Annotated in this window: 19 protein-coding genes; 12 read left to right on the top strand and 7 right to left on the bottom strand. The window is 65.0% G+C overall.

Features of this window, described 5'->3' with window-relative positions; translation table 11 throughout:
• The first annotated feature begins 19 nt into the window (after window positions 1-19).
• The 3 genes from NLM32_RS20270 (at window position 20) to NLM32_RS20260 (ending at window position 1,451) form a co-directional block, all read left to right on the top strand.
• Window positions 20-580: a DUF2478 domain-containing protein gene (locus NLM32_RS20270; RefSeq protein ID WP_254130671.1), complete on the top strand. Its 561-nt coding sequence runs from the start codon at window positions 20-22 to the stop codon at window positions 578-580.
• Between the two features lie 86 nt (window positions 581-666).
• The gene (locus NLM32_RS20265; RefSeq protein ID WP_254130670.1) at window positions 667-837 is read left to right on the top strand and encodes a hypothetical protein; all 171 of its coding nucleotides are present in this window, start codon (window positions 667-669) and stop codon (window positions 835-837) included.
• Complete coding sequence (locus NLM32_RS20260) at window positions 837-1,451, top strand: glutamate racemase (protein WP_375143647.1); 615 nt, start codon at window positions 837-839, stop codon at window positions 1,449-1,451. The genes NLM32_RS20265 and NLM32_RS20260 overlap by 1 nt, the downstream gene beginning before the upstream one ends.
• Window positions 1,452-1,473: 22 nt before the next feature.
• On the opposite strand, the gene NLM32_RS20255 is transcribed toward NLM32_RS20260, so the two are convergent.
• Entirely contained in the window at window positions 1,474-2,028 is a 555-nt protein-coding gene (locus tag NLM32_RS20255) for a hypothetical protein (protein WP_254135370.1), read from the bottom strand.
• A gap of 160 nt (window positions 2,029-2,188) precedes the next feature.
• Here NLM32_RS20255 and NLM32_RS20250 point away from each other — a divergent pair, with 160 nt between their 5' ends.
• Window positions 2,189-3,127 carry a LysR family transcriptional regulator gene (locus tag NLM32_RS20250; protein WP_254130668.1) on the top strand — a complete coding sequence of 313 codons (939 nt, stop codon included), beginning with the start codon at window positions 2,189-2,191 and terminating at the stop codon, window positions 3,125-3,127.
• Between the two features lie 138 nt (window positions 3,128-3,265).
• The gene (locus tag NLM32_RS20245; RefSeq protein ID WP_254130667.1) at window positions 3,266-4,234 is read left to right on the top strand and encodes a helix-turn-helix domain-containing protein; all 969 of its coding nucleotides are present in this window, start codon (window positions 3,266-3,268) and stop codon (window positions 4,232-4,234) included.
• Between the two features lie 15 nt (window positions 4,235-4,249).
• Here the strand turns inward: NLM32_RS20245 and NLM32_RS20240 are convergent, their stop codons facing one another.
• The 5 genes from NLM32_RS20240 to NLM32_RS20220 form a co-directional block, all read right to left on the bottom strand.
• Window positions 4,250-4,834 (bottom strand): TIGR00645 family protein, encoded by a 585-nt coding sequence (locus NLM32_RS20240; protein ID WP_254130666.1) that lies wholly within the window; start codon window positions 4,832-4,834, stop codon window positions 4,250-4,252.
• A 45-nt stretch (window positions 4,835-4,879) separates the two neighbouring features.
• A complete protein-coding gene (locus tag NLM32_RS20235) occupies window positions 4,880-5,518 on the bottom strand; it encodes a TerC family protein (protein WP_254130665.1) in 639 nt (212 codons plus the stop codon).
• On the bottom strand, window positions 5,515-5,877 hold the full coding sequence (locus NLM32_RS20230) for a hypothetical protein (protein WP_254130664.1): 363 nt from the start codon (window positions 5,875-5,877) through the stop codon (window positions 5,515-5,517). Before NLM32_RS20230 ends, NLM32_RS20235 begins: the two co-directional genes overlap by 4 nt.
• A gap of 2 nt (window positions 5,878-5,879) precedes the next feature.
• The gene (locus tag NLM32_RS20225; RefSeq protein ID WP_254130663.1) at window positions 5,880-6,341 is read right to left on the bottom strand and encodes a tellurite resistance TerB family protein; all 462 of its coding nucleotides are present in this window, start codon (window positions 6,339-6,341) and stop codon (window positions 5,880-5,882) included.
• A 296-nt stretch (window positions 6,342-6,637) separates the two neighbouring features.
• Window positions 6,638-7,018, bottom strand: coding sequence for a nuclear transport factor 2 family protein (locus NLM32_RS20220; protein WP_254130662.1), 381 nt, complete (start codon window positions 7,016-7,018; stop codon window positions 6,638-6,640).
• 175 nt (window positions 7,019-7,193) lie between these two features.
• Here NLM32_RS20220 and NLM32_RS20215 point away from each other — a divergent pair, with 175 nt between their 5' ends.
• From NLM32_RS20215 to NLM32_RS20200, 4 genes are all read left to right on the top strand, one after another.
• On the top strand, window positions 7,194-8,948 hold the full coding sequence (locus tag NLM32_RS20215; RefSeq protein WP_254130661.1) for an MOSC and FAD-binding oxidoreductase domain-containing protein: 1,755 nt from the start codon (window positions 7,194-7,196) through the stop codon (window positions 8,946-8,948).
• A gap of 16 nt (window positions 8,949-8,964) precedes the next feature.
• Window positions 8,965-9,561, top strand: a complete 597-nt coding sequence (locus NLM32_RS20210; RefSeq protein ID WP_254130660.1) for a redoxin domain-containing protein — start codon at window positions 8,965-8,967, stop codon at window positions 9,559-9,561.
• Between the two features lie 45 nt (window positions 9,562-9,606).
• Window positions 9,607-11,052, top strand: coding sequence for a PLP-dependent aminotransferase family protein (locus NLM32_RS20205; protein ID WP_375143565.1), 1,446 nt, complete (start codon window positions 9,607-9,609; stop codon window positions 11,050-11,052).
• Between the two features lie 74 nt (window positions 11,053-11,126).
• Window positions 11,127-11,756, top strand: coding sequence for an FMN-binding negative transcriptional regulator (locus tag NLM32_RS20200; protein WP_254130658.1), 630 nt, complete (start codon window positions 11,127-11,129; stop codon window positions 11,754-11,756).
• Between the two features lie 19 nt (window positions 11,757-11,775).
• Here NLM32_RS20200 and nhaA read toward each other — a convergent pair whose 3' ends face one another.
• Window positions 11,776-13,011 (bottom strand): Na+/H+ antiporter NhaA, encoded by a 1,236-nt coding sequence (nhaA, locus tag NLM32_RS20195; RefSeq protein WP_254130657.1) that lies wholly within the window; start codon window positions 13,009-13,011, stop codon window positions 11,776-11,778.
• 204 nt (window positions 13,012-13,215) lie between these two features.
• On the opposite strand from nhaA, the gene NLM32_RS20190 reads away from it, so the two are divergent.
• The 3 genes from NLM32_RS20190 (at window position 13,216) to NLM32_RS20180 (ending at window position 15,545) form a co-directional block, all read left to right on the top strand.
• Window positions 13,216-14,046 (top strand): class II glutamine amidotransferase, encoded by an 831-nt coding sequence (locus NLM32_RS20190; RefSeq protein ID WP_254130656.1) that lies wholly within the window; start codon window positions 13,216-13,218, stop codon window positions 14,044-14,046.
• 19 nt (window positions 14,047-14,065) lie between these two features.
• Window positions 14,066-15,295 carry a carboxylate-amine ligase gene (locus tag NLM32_RS20185; RefSeq protein WP_254130655.1) on the top strand — a complete coding sequence of 410 codons (1,230 nt, stop codon included), beginning with the start codon at window positions 14,066-14,068 and terminating at the stop codon, window positions 15,293-15,295.
• Between the two features lie 64 nt (window positions 15,296-15,359).
• Window positions 15,360-15,545, top strand: a complete 186-nt coding sequence (locus tag NLM32_RS20180; RefSeq protein WP_254130654.1) for a hypothetical protein — start codon at window positions 15,360-15,362, stop codon at window positions 15,543-15,545.

Genomic DNA, 15,545 nt, shown 5'->3' with positions numbered 1-15,545 from the left:
ATGGAAACGGAGGCGGACCATGTTCGATGCGCAATGCGACCTCGCCGCCCTCGTTTACGCGCCCGATCAGGACCCCGACGCCGTCTTGCGCAGCTTCGCCGCCGATCTGATGAGGCGCGGCCATCGCGTCGTCGGCATGGTGCAGGCCGGCCAATGCGCCGATTCCAGCCTCTCGGCCATCCTGCTTCACAGCGGCGAAAAGTTGCTGCTCGCGCAGGATTTCGACCCGGCGGCACAAGGCTGCCGCCTCGATTTGGCACGGCTGCAAAATGCGGGGACGCGGATCGCGGAAGCGCTCTCGCATGGCGCCGACCTCGTCATCATCAACCGCTTTGGCAAGCGCGAGCGCGACGGCAAGGGCCTGTCCTATCTGATCGAGCGCGCGCTCGATGCCGACATCCCCGTGGTGATCGCGGTCGGCAGAGACCACTTCGCCGACTGGATCAAGTTCGCCGGCGGCATGAGCGTCAAGCTCGGTTGCGATCACGACGCGCTGGACGCTTGGTGGCAGGCTGTCTCGACGCAGGATGCCGCACCGATGCTCGATGAGCATCCGACGGTTTGTGAAATTTTAAAGTGAAATAATCCGCAGCCTGGTGTGGGTTTACATCGGCGTGTGGCTGATGCAGAGACGTCGCGTCCTTCATCAGCTCGGCGTGCTGCATCGTGAACAATGTCACCCTGAACCGGCTCATCGCGGTCTTCGATGCCGGGATCGGCAGCTACGCCATCGCGCGCAAGATCGCGGACCGGTTTCCCGGTCAGGATGTGCTCTACTTCGCCGATCGCGCCAGCTTCCCTACGGCGGCAAGGGCCGGACCGAGCTGCTCGCCGTGATGCGACGGACGATCGAACGCCTGGAGAGTTTCGGCCCGGCAGCAATCGTGATCGCTTCCAATGCGCCTTCGGTCATGGTCCTCGACGATCTCAAGGATTGGAGCCCGACGCCGATCATCGGCGTGTTTCCACCCGTCCGGCGCGCGCTCGAGACTTCCGTCACGAAACGGATCGCCGTGCTGGGCGTCGCGTCATTGATCTCGAGCTCTGAAATCCGCGGCTATGTCGCGCGCGAATCCGCCGGGCAAGGCAACGTCGACCTCGTCAGCGCGTCGGATCTGGTCGAGCTTGTCGAGAACGGCAAGTTTCTGACCGACCCAGAGACAACGCTGGCCGCCGTGCGCGCCAAGCTCGTCACGCTCCATCCAGACACGGATGTGGCGACGTTGTCGTCCACGCATCTGCCCTGGCTATTGCGCTATTTCGAGCAGGCCGGGCCGCGCCTGCGGTTTCTCGATCCGGCCGACGACATCGTCGCGGCGGTTGGCTCCTACACGACTCCCGGCTCCGGCGCCTTCCGGACCCTGGTTTCAGAGGGCGAGGGTTATGATCTTGCGGATTTTCAGCGCATGCTCGTGCGCCTCGGGCTCGATTTGATCATCGAGCGCGTCTGAGCGGCGCGATCATTGCGACCTGCTATTCGTCCTTCAGCGCCGCGATCACCTGCTCGCCCTGCGCCGTCAGGCGATAGCTCACCAGCGGACGGCTCGATGGCGGCTTGCGGTCGGTCTCGACGATATAGCCGCGCACCATCAGCGCTTCGAAGCTGCCGTAATAACCGTACATGCTGATCTGGTTCTGCCTGAGCAGCTTGAACTCGCGCAGCAGCCGGATCTCGTTGCCCGAGAGCAGCGAACGGCGGACGCGCTGCACGAAGCTCGCGCGCTGCTCGAACCAGGCTTGATCGGGCAGCTCACGCGAAGACGGCACATTGTCGCGATCGCAGGGGCGCGCCTCGACATCGGCGCACTCCGCGGGCTGCGACGGCATGCTGCTGCCGACAGCTTCCCTGGCGTCATCGAGCAACGCGATCGGCCAGCGCCGCTTGTTGTCGACCATGACCGGCGGCGGCACGACATTGTCGCGCACCAGCTGCTCGAAGCGGCCGGCGGTCACGCCGACATAGGCGGCGGCGCGGCGGCGGTCGACGAGACGGGTGTCGCGCCCGTGCTCCAGCTCGCCAGCGATCATCTCGTTCACCCCAAAATCCCCAGCCGCATCGTTGCGGGCGCGTCGCTGCGCGGGCCCGGCAGGCCCGTCAGCACGTGACATTAGGGTGAAACCGGCGCTCTCAAAAGGCAGAGAATTTCGTACATGTTGCTGCCGTTTCGGCAACAGCTATAGTCTGCCCATGCGCTTTCACTCACCGTCCATCCAGTACTTCCATGCCGTCCGCCGCACCGGCTCGATCCGCGCCGCGGCACGCCTCCTGAACATCGCCTCATCAGCGGTCAGTCGCCAAATTCTCAAGCTTGAACAAGAGGTTGGATCACCCTTGTTCGAGCGGAATGCGCGCGGCCTGACCCTGACGACGGTCGGCGAGATGCTCGCCCGCCACGTCATGAACGTGCTTCAGGACCTCGACCGCTTCCGCTCGGACGTAGAGTCCCTGTCCGGCGCCTGGCACGGCAGCGTCAGCATCGCCTGCATCGAGTCCCTCACCGAGTCGGTGTTGCCGGATCTGATCGCCTCGCACCGGACCCGTGCCCGGCGCGTCAGCTTCACCGCAGAAGTCATGGGATCATCCGACGTGCTCGAGGCGCTCCGCCGGGGTGAGGCCGATATCGGCATCGCCATCGCGCTCAGGCATCCGCCCGACCTGCGGCAGGTCGCGCTGAAGCGGTTCCGCCTCGGCGCGCTCGTCGCGCGCGAGCATCCGCTGGCGCGCCGCAAGACGGTCACGCTGGAGCAGTGTCTCGCCTTCCCCGTCATTCACGCGCTGCCGGAGCTGTCGATCTACCATTTGCTGCAGCCCTTGATCGCGCAGCTCTCCGAGACGCCGGAGCCGGCGATTCAAGCCAACTCGATCGACCTGATGCGCGAGCTCGCCGCGCGCGGCGTCGGTGTCGCCTTCCAGACCCAGCTCGGCATCGGCCGGCTGTCGCGCGACGCACAGCTCGTGTTCCTGCCGCTCGACAATGCGGGCAGCCCGGTGTGGTCGGATCTCGGCATCTATGTCCGCGCCGAGCGCACCCTGCCCGCTTTCACGGAGTCGTTCCTGCAGGAGATCGTCCGTGAACTGGGCGAGCGCGAACGGCGGGAGAATGCGGCCTGTCCGCACATCGCGTGATCTGCATGCGTCCCCTGCGATCACGCGTAATAGGAATCGCCGCTGAAATGGCAGTAGTTTCCGGGATATGAACAGCAGTTGGCCGTCTGGTAATTGTTTCGGTTCCACCCCGACAGCTGTGGCCCCTGGGACATCGACATGCCGGTCAATCGGCTGAAGCCTTCGCGAGTCCTGAAAATCGAGCGCTTCTCGGATTTCAGCGAGTTTCGTGCCAACGAGGTACTCGGCCTCGGCACCAGCACGCCGCTTCGGCCGCGCGAGTTCTCGCTGTCGCGCGCAATCCTGCCGCTCCAGAACGGGCTGTTCGTACTTCAGCGCGCGTTTGCGCGACGCTACGAAGCCGAGATCGGGACGGACACCGGCATCGGCCTCGTTGTGCCCCTTTCCTTTCACGCCATCACCAACGGCGGCGAGGTCGACAGTTCGACCATCGCCGTGATGCGCGGCAAGGCGCCGGTGGAGTCGATGGAGCAGCAACCCAACACCTATGTCATGCTGCGCTTCAACTCGGACATGCGGCATCGCGGCTGGGCGGATTTCAACTCCGGCCTCGCCTATGTCCGCACGCAGGACGATCCGATGGCACGCTTGCGCGCCATTTTCCTGGAGATGTTCTCGCTGGCTTCGGCATGCGGTTCGCCGCGTCAATTCGAGGCGCTCAACCGTCCGATCCAGGAAACGCTGCTCGCAGGCCTCGACGCTGTCCTGGTGCCGGCCGAGGCCCGCACCGCCCGTCCCGGTTCGTTCGACCGGCACCGCAAGCTGATTGCGCAGCTCGACGAGGTCGTCGAACTGTTCGGTAGCAAGCCGCTCTACAGCGACGACCTCGCAGCTGCGCTTGGCGTGTCCGCGCGCACGCTCCAGGTCGCGACGCAAGCGGTGCACGGCGTCAGCCTGCATCACTATCTGCGTCTCAGGCGCCTGTGGGCCGTTCGCATCCAGCTCATGACCGGAGGCGACGGATTGACGGTGAAGGCCGCAGCGCTCGGCAACGGCTTCTGGCACCTCGGCGATTTCTCGAGGGGCTACAAGCAGGCCTTCGGCGAAGCACCGTCCGAGACGCTGGCGCGCGGACGGCGACCGCTTCATTTTGCCGTCGGCGCCTGAGCGAGCGGCTCGCGCTTAGGCGTGACCGTTCTCCTTGCGATGTCCGTTTTCGCTGAGGCGGTCGACCCAGGCGATGCCGATCGCCGAGATGATGAAGGTCAGGTGGATCAGCACCTGCCACATCACGCCGGTCTCGGTGAAATTGCTGCGCGTGGTGCCGAGATTGCCGGCCTCGATGAAGGTCCTGAGCAGCGAGATCGAGGAGATGCCGACGATCGCCATCGCGAGCTTGATCTTGAGCACGCTGGCGTTGACATGGCTCAGCCATTCCGGCTCGTCGGGATGGCCGCGCAGGTTCAGGCGGGAGACGAAGGTCTCGTAACCGCCGACGATCACCATGACGAGCAGGTTCGAGATCATGACGACGTCGATCAGGCCGAGCACGACCAGCATGATCTGCTGCTCGCTGGCGTCGAAGGAGTGCGCGACCAGGTGCCAGAGCTCTTTCAGGAACAGCAGCACGTAAACGGCCTGCGCGACGATGAGGCCGACATAGAGCGGCAATTGCAGCCAGCGCGAGCCGAAGATCAGCCGCGGAAACAGGCCGATCGGCGGCTGCGGCGCACGCGCAGCCAAAGGTGCTTTGGGTTCAGACGACATCGATCACTCCAGGAAAACGTAGGCAGGACTTCAGGAAGGCAGGACTTAGAGGCTCGCGATGACAGGCGCGAGCTCGAGCGAGCCGCGATAGATCATCTCGAAGGCGACGTAGACGATGATGGCAAGGCCGACATAGGCGATCCAGCGCTGCTTCTGGAGCACGCGGCCGAGCAGATCGGCCGCGACGCCCATCAGCGCGACTGACAGGACCAGGCCGAAGACGAGGATGTAGGGGTGCTCGCGCGCCGCGCCCGCGACCGCGAGCACGTTGTCGAGCGACATCGAGACGTCGGCGGCAACGATCTGCAAGGCAGCCTGCTTGAACGTTTTCCGCGGCGCAGCCGCGCTGGTCGCTCCGCCGCCATGGCTGAAGGCAAGCTCGTTCGCATGCGCGGCCTGCTCACGCAGCTCGCGCCACATCTTCCAGCACACCCACAGCAACAGCACACCGCCGGCGAGCAGCAGGCCGATCACTTGCAGCAACTGGGTTGCGACGCCGGCGAAGACGATGCGCAGCGCGGTCGCGGCCACGATGCCGACGACGATGGCACGGCGGCGCTGATCGGCCGGGAGGCCTGCAGCGGCGAGACCGATGACGACGGCATTGTCGCCGGCGAGCACGAGGTCGATCAGGACGACCTGGAGCAGCGCGGTCAGCGCTTCGGCGGTGATGAATTCAATCATGACTGATCATTTTTCGAAACTGACGGATCCAGCCAGTGCGGTTTGCGGCGCTCGATCCAATCGAAGACCTTTGAGCGGGACGCACGCAGCGCCGGTACGTCCTCGGCGAGCAGCGCGAGGCCGAGTGGCAGCATCCAGATGCCGAGAACCGGCAGGAAGGACAGCACGCCACCGACGACGAGCAGCGCGCCCGAGGGAATCCGGACCCAGCGGCTGGACGGTTGCAGGAGATAGTCCACGGTGCTGGCAAGGCGCGGCGGCAGCCGATGAACGAGCGCGTCAAGCCGCGGGTCGCCACCGGCCGGTTGACCGGTGGCGTCCGCGGACCTCGTCTTTTGCTCGTCCGACGCTGCGCTCATGCTCACGCCTTCGCGGCGGCGCCGACCGCAGCCGCCCCGACCGGCTTCGCGCGCGGCAGCACCAGCGTCAGCAGGCGCAACAGCTTGATCGCCTGCACCTCGTGCGGATGCACGTCCTCGTCCGCGGCCGCGACGCGCTCCGACAGCTCGATGAGATGGGACGACAGCGGCAGGTCCGAGACCGGCCGCAGGGTGTCGATCACCACATTGGCGAAATCAGGCTCTTCGAGCCGTTCAGCGAGCTCGTCGAACATCGCAAACAGGCGCTCCTCGCTGATATGCGGCGCCAATCCGCGTTCCCTGATGAAGCGGATCACCTCGTCGCGCTCGACCGGCGACACGCGCCGGTCGGCCACGGCAACCAGTGCGCCGGCGATCACCAGCGCCACCGCAGCCTGCTCGCTAAAGCTGCGCGGCTCGGTGATCTCGAGTTCGATCGGATTGGAATTATTGGCGCCAGACATCGTCGCTCCTCAATCTTGCGAAATGGCCGCGCGGAGCTACGGATGGGGACGATTGGTCGGAGGGAACGTAAGAAGGCCCGACGATCGGCCGATCCATCGCATTCGCGCGGGACAGGTCATCCGACATCGCGAGGTTTTGCTGACATTGTCAGCGTCCTCGCCAGAGGGGCCCGGATTCTTGTTCTCCCCAGACATAAAGCCGGATGAGCCGGAATCAAGACGAGACGCGTGCGACCAGCCGCCGCATCGGGGTTCCGTGCGTGCCGCCGTTACGCGTGCAGGCGAGAGCGTCGCTCCTAACCAACGACCTCCACGAGATGCGCGCGCGATGGTGACGGATCGAACCGGTCACCAAAATATTGCGTTTCGTGCGCCACCAATCCGTCGCGGAATTCCATGATGCTGACGACGTAGGACGGCACCCCGTCATAGGTCAGGACGAATTCGCTCACCCAGAGATCGCCGCCACCGATAATCCGCCGCACCGTGAAGCGCTTCTGGTTCGGCTGCACCAAGCGGCTCTGCTGGATGTTCCGTCGGCCGCGGATGCGCTCGCCGGACTGCGGATAGTCGAGCACGGCGTCGTCGCGGTAGATGTCATGCTCGGCCTCGAAATCGTTCGCATCCGACGCCTCCCAGTGGCGCTGCAGCGCCGCCAATTTGGCCTGGTCATCCATCTCGATCTCCCGCCTTGCGGTTTCGGTCTTGCCTAGATCGGAACGTGGGCAGCCGGCGGCAAGCCGGCCTCGCAACGTCTAACAACGCCTAACGCGCCAAAAAGCCGGCCGGGATGCAGATTAGCGTTGTCGCGATCCGGAATCCGCCGGAGCGCGGGTCGCAGGGAGAACAGACATGGCACGTTTGCTGTCCGTCAATGTCGGCCTGCCGCGCGACATCGCCTGGCAAGGCAGGACGGTCCATACCGGCATCTGGAAAGCCCCTGTCGAAGGCCCGCGCCGAGTGCGGCGGCTCAACATCGACGGCGATGGCCAGGGCGACATTGCGGGTCACGGCGGCGAGCAGCGCGCCGTGTATGTCTATCAGGACGCGTCCTATCGCTATTGGCAGGAGCATCTCGGTCGATCGAACTTCGTTCCTGGTCAATTCGGCGAGAACTTCACCGTCGAGGGCCTCGCCGACGCGGAGGTCTGCATCGGAGATCGTTACAGGATCGGCTCGGCCGTGTTCGAGGTGACGCAGCCGCGCGTCACCTGCTACCGGCTCGGCATTCGCATGGAGGAGCCGGACATGGCCGCGCTGCTGGTCAAGCACGGCCGGCCCGGATTCTATTTTCGTGTGATCGAGGAAGGTGACGTCGAGGCAGGCGATGAGATTACGCGGGTCGCCAGCGGCCCTGAGAGCATGAGCGTGTTCGAGATCAACACGCTGCTCTATTTGCCCCCTCACCCGCGCGAGCACCTGGAGCGCGCGCTCAAAATCCCGGCGCTGAGCCGCGGCTGGCATCGTTCCTTCGCAGCCATGCTCGCGCAGAAGGACAATCCGGCGACAGGCAATGCCGGGCTTGGTCCGGCGGCAAGCCCATCTCCCGCCTGGCGCGGCTTCCGACCGTATCGCGTCGCGCGCAAGATCGCCGAAACCGACAACGTGACGTCGCTGATCCTCGAACCGGCGGACGGACATCCGGGGGTCGCGGCCCTGCCCGGCCAGTTCGTCATCATGCGGCTCGGACCTTCCGCCACGCCTGCGATGACGCGCAGCTATTCGCTGTCGCGCCGCGCCGATGCGGGGTCCTATCGTCTCAGCATCAAACGCGAGGCACACGGCATCGCCAGCAGGTACGTCGCCGACGAGCTCAAACCCGGCGACATCGTCCAGCTCGGTGCGCCGCGCGGCAGCTTCACGCTGCATCAGGGCACGCGGCCAATTGTCCTGCTGAGCGCCGGCATCGGCGTAACGCCGGTTCTCGCGATGCTCCACGCGCTCGCGGCGGAAGGAACGACACGGGAGGTCTGGTGGCTGCACGGCAGCCGTAACGGCCGCGAGCATGCCTTCGCCGCCGAGGTGCGCGAACTGCTGGGCAGGCTTCCTCACCATCACAGCCATGTCTGCTACAGCAGGCCCGATCCCGGCGATCGCCCCGCGGTCGATTTTGACAGCACCGGACATCTGGACCGGCAGCTGCTCCAGACCATCAACGTACCCCAGGATGGCGACTTCTATCTCTGCGGACCGGCCGCGTTCATCAGCGACCTCACGACCGCCCTCCACGCATGGGGCGTGGCACCCGATCGCATCCACACCGAATTGTTCGGCGCCAAGCCCGCGTTGACGCCCGGCATCGCAGCTTCACCGAACAGGTCCGCGCATCTGCCGCTGGGCGTACCGGGCCCGGGACCCATGGTGTCCTTTGCCCGCAGCGGCCTCAATGTCTGCTGGGGACCATCCTACGCCAGCCTGCTCGAACTGGCTGAAGCCTGCGACGTCCCCGTGCGCTGGTCGTGCCGGACGGGCGTGTGCCACAACTGCGAAAGCGGGCTCGTCGCCGGCGAGGTCAGCTATCAGCCCGATCCGCTCGACGCACCGGCGGACGGAAATGTCCTGATCTGCTGCGCACGCCCGCAAGGCGACATCGTGATCGATCTCTAGAACATGGGAGAGTCCTATGCGAACTGACATGGTGCCGGGAGCGACCTTTCCGGATTACGAGCTGAGCGATCACACCGGCAAGCACCGCAAGCTCTCAGAGCTGCAGGGCATCGATCCGATGGTCGTCGTTCTCGGCCGCGGCGGCTTCTGTCCGAAGGACCGCCGCCAGGCCGAGGGGCTGCTGCAACTTCATCGCGAGATGGAGGTGGGCTATTGCCGACTGGTGACGATCACCACCGACAACATCACCCAGACCAACGAATATCGCAGCGGCGTCGGCGCGCATTGGCCGTTCCTCTCGGACTCACGGCGCATCGTTCAGAAGGATCTCGACATCGCCGAATATACCGACCCCGTGCACAATCCGATGATTCCGCATGTCATCGTGCTGGAGCCCGGCTTGCGCATTCACAAGATCTACAACGGCTACTGGTTCTTCGGGCGCCCGACCGTCGAGGAGCTCCGCGGAGATCTCCGGGCCGTCAGCAAGATCTGCCGCCCGGATTGGGACATCACGGCGCCCGGCTTCAAGGCGCAATGGGATCAGGGCCGCAAGGAACATTTTTATCCCTACGGCAAAACTTACGCCGAAACGCTCGGCGAACAGGGCTAGAAACACATTCCAAGCTCGCCGGTCCGCAGCAAGTGCCGGCCTGGAATGTGGATGATGCAGAAGAGAACCAATCCCGACCGCCGCGCCGGCCGCATGGGCGCTCGCCAGATCTACGAGGCCTTGCGCGATCAGATCATGTCGCTGGTCTACGGCGCTGATGGCCTGTTGCCGTCGTCGCGGGCGCTGGCCAGTGAGATGGGCGTGGCCCGCTCGACCGTCACGATCGCCTATGAGCAGCTCACGGCGGAAGGATTTATCGAGACGCGTCCTGGCGCCCGGCCGCGCGTCGCGCGCGCCGTGGTGGAGCGTGGACGCGCCCGCGCGACGTCGCGGCCATCGACGCGCAAGGTGCGGCTGTCCGCATTCGGCGAGCGATTGCGCCAGGACCCGCCGCGCTGGAACGAGCCGCCACGCGGGCTCGTCGCCAACTTCCGCTATGGCGAGTTGTCGCCGTCGGACTTCCCGGTGCTCGCATGGAAGAAAGCCGTGACGGCTGCAATGGCGCGCAAGCCCGAGCGGCTCGCCTATGACGACCCCAGCGGGTCACTGCGGCTGAGGACCGCGCTTCAGGGCTATCTCTGGCGATCGCGCAGCATCCGCAGCGAGGTCGACCAGATCGTCGTCGTCAACGGCTCGCAGCAGGGTCTCGATATCTGCGCGCGCCTGCTGCTCGATGCCGGCGACCGCTTCATCATGGAGGATCCCGGCTACCAGATGGCACGGCACACATTTGCTGCGACGGGCGCCGCCGCGGGCCTCCAGACCGTGCGGCTCGACGGCATCGCCGCCCGCCTCGCCTATGTGACGCCGTCGCATCAATACCCGCTCGGCGGCGTGATGCCGATCGGACGCCGGCACCAATTGCTCGCCTGGGCGAGAGCGAACGACGCTTACGTGATCGAGGACGATTACGACAGCGAGTATCGCTACGACACCAAGCCGATCCCGCCGCTGCATGCGCTGGAAGGCCGCGACAACGTGATCTATCTCGGTACCGTCTCCAAGACGCTCTCACCGACCTTGCGGATCGGCTATCTCGTGGTGCCGCCGGGCTTGCGATCCCTGTTCGCCGCCGCCAAGCAGATCATGGACCGGCACACGCCGCTGATCGAGCAGGAGGCACTCGCGGCGATGCTGGAGAGCGGCGCCTATGACAGTCACGTCAGGCGCGTGCACCGGCGCAACGCCGAGCGCCAGCAGGCGCTGCTTGCCGCCCTTCACCGCCGCTTCGGCGATCGTGTCAGGGTCGAGGGCACCGCCGCCGGCCTGCACGTGGTGGCGTGGTTCGACAGCCTGCCGCAAAAGCATGAGGGCGCGCTGATCGAGGCCGCCCGCGCCAAGGGCGTCGGCATCTATCCGGTCTCCGCGCTATTCGCCGGTCCCCGAGCGCGGAAGTCGGTCGGCCTCGTCATGGGCTATTCGGCGCTGGAAACCGCGCAGATCGAGCGGGGCTGCAAGCTGCTGGCACAGGCGGTCGCTGAACTGGACTGATCAAATTATATAAAACTGGCAGTTTCTTATAGTCCAGATTGCGGCTATCTCCGGGGCGAGAACGGAGACACGCCATGTACATTCCCCCCGCCTTCAAGGACGACGACATAGAGAGCATCCGCGCAACCATCCGCGCCGCCCGCCTCGCCAGCCTCGTCACCGCCACCACCGAAGGTCCGGTCGCAACCCCCTTGCCGCTCTTCCTCGACGAGAGCGAGGGCGAGCATGGCGTGCTGTACGGGCATGTGGCGAAGGCCAACCCGCAATGGAAGCTGGCGCCGATCGGCGATGCGCTCGCGATCTTCTCGGGTCCCGACGCCTATGTGACGCCGTCCTGGTACGCCACCAAGCAGGAAACCGAAAAGGTCGTGCCGACCTGGAATTACATCGCCGTGCATGCCTATGGCCCGGTGGAATTCTTCCAGGACCCTGAGCGCCTGCTCGAGGTCGTGACGCGGTTGACCAGAAAGCACGAAGGCGCGCGTGCAAAGCCGTGGGCGGTCAGTGATGCCCCCGCGGACTTCATCGCCGCGCAGCTGCGCGGAATCGTCGGCGTGCGCATCCCCGTGGTGCGCTTCGAAGGCAAGCGCAAGATGAGCCAGAACCGGCCCGAGGCCGATCGCGTCGGCGTCGCGCAAGGTCTTGCGGCGAGCGAGAACCATGACGACCGCGAGGTCGCGCCCCTGATCCCGCTGCCGACCTGAAGTGCTGGCGTGGGCGGCTTCAATGATCGCCCTGCTCGCGGTGCCGATGGGCGTATTCCGCGCCCCATCCGAGGCCGAGGGTCACCGAGATGAGCGAGCCGAGCAGGACGCCGAATTTCGCGGCATCCAGAAACCTCTCATCGGTGAACGCGAGCATGGCGATGAAAATCGACATGGTGAAACCGATGCCGGCCAGAAGCCCGATGAGGCAGATGCCGGACCATGACACGCCCGGCGCCAGTCGGCACCATCCGGTGCGCACCGCGAGCCAGGTCGCACCGATCACGCCGATCGGCTTTCCTGCGCACAGCGCAAGCGCAACGCCGAGCGTCACGAACTGCGCGCCGCCGGTGAACGCCGTGTTTCTAAGGTCGACTCCAGCATTGGCCAGCGCGAACAGCGGCATGATGGTATAAGCGACCCAGGGATGCAGTGCCGTTTCAACGCGGATGACGGGCGGCACGATCTCGGGCGCGGCCGAACGGACCGGCGTGATCAGGCCCAGCACAACGCCGGCGAGCGTCGGATGGACGCCCGCCGTGAGGAAGCCCGCCCAGACGATGAAGGCCGGCACGACATAAGCAAATGCGGAGTTGAATCCGAACCGCTGAAACCCCAGCGCCATGAGCACGCCGAACGAAGCGACCATGAAGCCGTTGAGATCGAGACTGCTCGTGTAGAACAGTGCGATGACGAGCACTGCAATGATATCGTCGATGATGGCCAGGGCCAGAAGGAAGACCCGGACATTGACAGGAATTGATCGTCCCAACAGTGCGAGTACGCCGACCGCAAAGGCGATGTCCGTCGCGGTCGGGATAGCCCAGCCCTGGCTACGCCCTGTGACGGTGTTGAAGCTCAAATAGATCAGCGCTGGAACGACCACACCGCCGACGGCCGCCAGAACCGGCAAAATGGCCTGATCGAACCTGCTCAGCGCTCCCTCATGGATCTCGCGGCGGATCTCCATGCCGACGACCAGGAAGAACACCGTCATCAACGCATCGTTGATCCAGAAATGCAGGGACCTGACGAAAGCGAAGTCCCCGAGCCGAAGCGTGACTGGCTGGTTCCAGATGTCGTGATACCAATGAGCGAAGGATGAGTTGGCCCAGAGCAATGCGGCAGCCACAGCCACCAGCAGAACGATGCCGCTCACGGCCTCGACATGCAGGAAATGCTGGAGCGTATTCAGCGCTCGCGCGACGAAAAACGGTGATTTGGGCAGGTGCCTGCTTGGCAGTTGATCATTCATGGGGCGCACGCATCCTGCGTGGCGGCCCGACCATCGCTTGACCTGTCGCTGCCCAATGCAGCGAGCACCCTGAGAGGTGTTCTACACAGCGAGGCGATGAAGGCAACCCTGCTCCGTGCGCGTCGGCCTCGACCAAATGGCTGGAACCCTCACGTGGTGAGGATCGTTGGTGCACCTCACGACACTTTGCCGCACGGGAACCTCATGTGCCGCTGGATCGCATACCGGGGCGAGACGACCTCGTTCGAACCCTACGTCACCGAGCCCGAGCATTCGCTGATCGCGCAGAGCATCCGCTCGCTGCAGTCGACGGCAGGATCGAATGGCGACGGCTTTGGTCTCGGCTGGTATGGCGAGCATCCCGAGCCCGGCCTTTATCGCGAGACGCGGCCGGCCTGGTCGGATGAGAATCTGCGCTACCTCTGCCGCCATCTGCGCTCGCATCTGTTCTTTGCCCATGTGCGCGCCGCCACCGGCACCGCGGTGACGCGGCAGAACTGCCATCCCTTTGCCTGCGGCCAATGGATGTTCATGCACAACGGTTTTGTCGGCAGCTGGAACCGGCTGCGACGCAAGGTCGAGGCGCTGATCCCCGATGCTTATTATCCGTCGCGGCTGGGAACGACCGACTCGGAGGCCGTGTTCCTCGCCATGATGGGTGCCGGTCTCGACGCCGATCCGCTCGGCGCAACGCGCGCCGTGCTGCAATCGCTCGTCGGTCTCGTCAACGAAGGCCAGCTGCGCGAACGGCTGCGCTTCACCAGCGCGATCGCCAACGGACGCGATCTCTACGGGTTTCGCGTCGCCGTCAACGACGCCGCCAACACGCTCTATTATCGCGAGGCCGGCGACGGCCAGGTCGTCGTCGTGTCCGAGCCGTTCGACAAGGAAACCGGCTGGACCGAGGTGCCGCCGAACCACGCGCTGATCGCGCGCGCGTCAGACCACGTGAAAATTGTTCCGTTCGAGCTTGCAATTTCCGGTGGGACCGAGGCGGAACCCGCCCCGGCCAGGAGGATTATCGCCGGCAGGTAATACCACTGCCGGGTGGCCCATGACATTTGCTTCGGACGTTTTGAAACTGCTGCGACTGGATACTTCCGACGACAAGCAGCATCTCGTGATCCGTTCTGCCGGCGGGCGCGGCAAGACGGCCGAATATTCCTTCGGCATCGAAGAGGAATATTTCCTCGCCGATCGCCGCACCCTCGAGGTCGCGATCCAGACTCCCAACGAGCTGTTCGAATCGGCGAACTGGTCGACCGGCGGCCAGGCCATGCGCGAGATGCTGCAATCCCAGCTCGAGGTCGCCACCAACGTCCATGTCGATGTCAATGACGCGCGGGAAGAGCTGAGGTTCCTGCGCCGCGAGGTCGCCAACGTCGCCGCGCAATATGGCTTTGTCATCATGGCCTGCGGTACGCATCCGACTGCGATCTGGCGCATGTCGCAGCCGAGCCCGAAGCCGCGCTACGAGGAGATGATCGAGGACCTGCGCAGCATCGGCCACCGCAACATGATGTGCGGCATGCATGTGCATGTGCAACTGCCCGATCCGGAGAAGCGGATGGCGGTGATGCGGGCGATGCTGCCGCATCTGCCGCTGTTCATCGCGCTGTCGGCGTCCTCGCCGTTCTGGAATTCCCACAAGACGGGATTGAAGGGCTACCGGCTCGCCGCCTATTCGGAGCTTCCGCGCACCGGTCTACCCGAGCTGTTCGAGAGCAGGCGCGATTACGACGATTATGTCGGCGCGCTGCAGCGTTCCGGCGTGATCCCCGATGAGAGCCACATCTGGTGGGCGATGCGCCCCTCCATGAAGCACCCGACGCTGGAGCTTCGCGCGCCGGACACCTGCACCATCGTCGACGACGCCATTGCCGTCGCCTCGCTGTACCGCTGCCTGACGCGGCACCTCTATCTGAGGCCGCATCTGTCGAAGCAAGTGAGCGCGGTCGAGCGCGCGATTGCGGTGGAGAACAAATGGCGCGCCCAGCGCTACGGCACCGACTGCATCTTTGCGTCACAAGACGGGCCGGTGACGATCTCGGAGTGGCTTGCGCGAATCATCGACGACATCACCGAGGATGCCGCCGCGCTGGAATGCAGCGCCGAGGTCGAGCACTGCCGCACCATCGTGGCGCGCGGAAGCTCGGCTGAATTCCAGCTGCGCGCCTATCGCGAAAATGGCGACGACATCACGGCCGCGTCGCGATGGATTGCGGCATCGACGATATCGGAGACGCGCACCGACACCGGACAGCGCGCGCCAGCGCCGTCATAGCGCCCGCACAAGCTTCGCCAACGACAAGATCTCCTTCCGAACTTGCTACGCCGTAGGGGAATGAATGACTGACATCACCTGGTGCGCCGGTTGCGGCCACAGCCTGGTCCCGATCCTGTCCGCGAAGGGCCTGACAACGCCGAGCTGCTTCTGGTGCGAGGGCGTCGATGCGCGGACCATGGAGATGGCGAAGTGGGCGGACAGCCCGGCCGGCAAACCGGATCGGGCCGCGCCTCACTCCTTTGATTGA

The sequence above is a fragment of the Bradyrhizobium sp. CCGUVB14 genome, assembly GCF_024199935.1.
Taxonomy (GTDB): Bacteria; Pseudomonadota; Alphaproteobacteria; order Rhizobiales; family Xanthobacteraceae; genus Bradyrhizobium.
The sequence above is the reverse complement of the archived record's forward strand: the minus strand, read 5'-3'. Positions and strand labels throughout refer to the sequence as shown.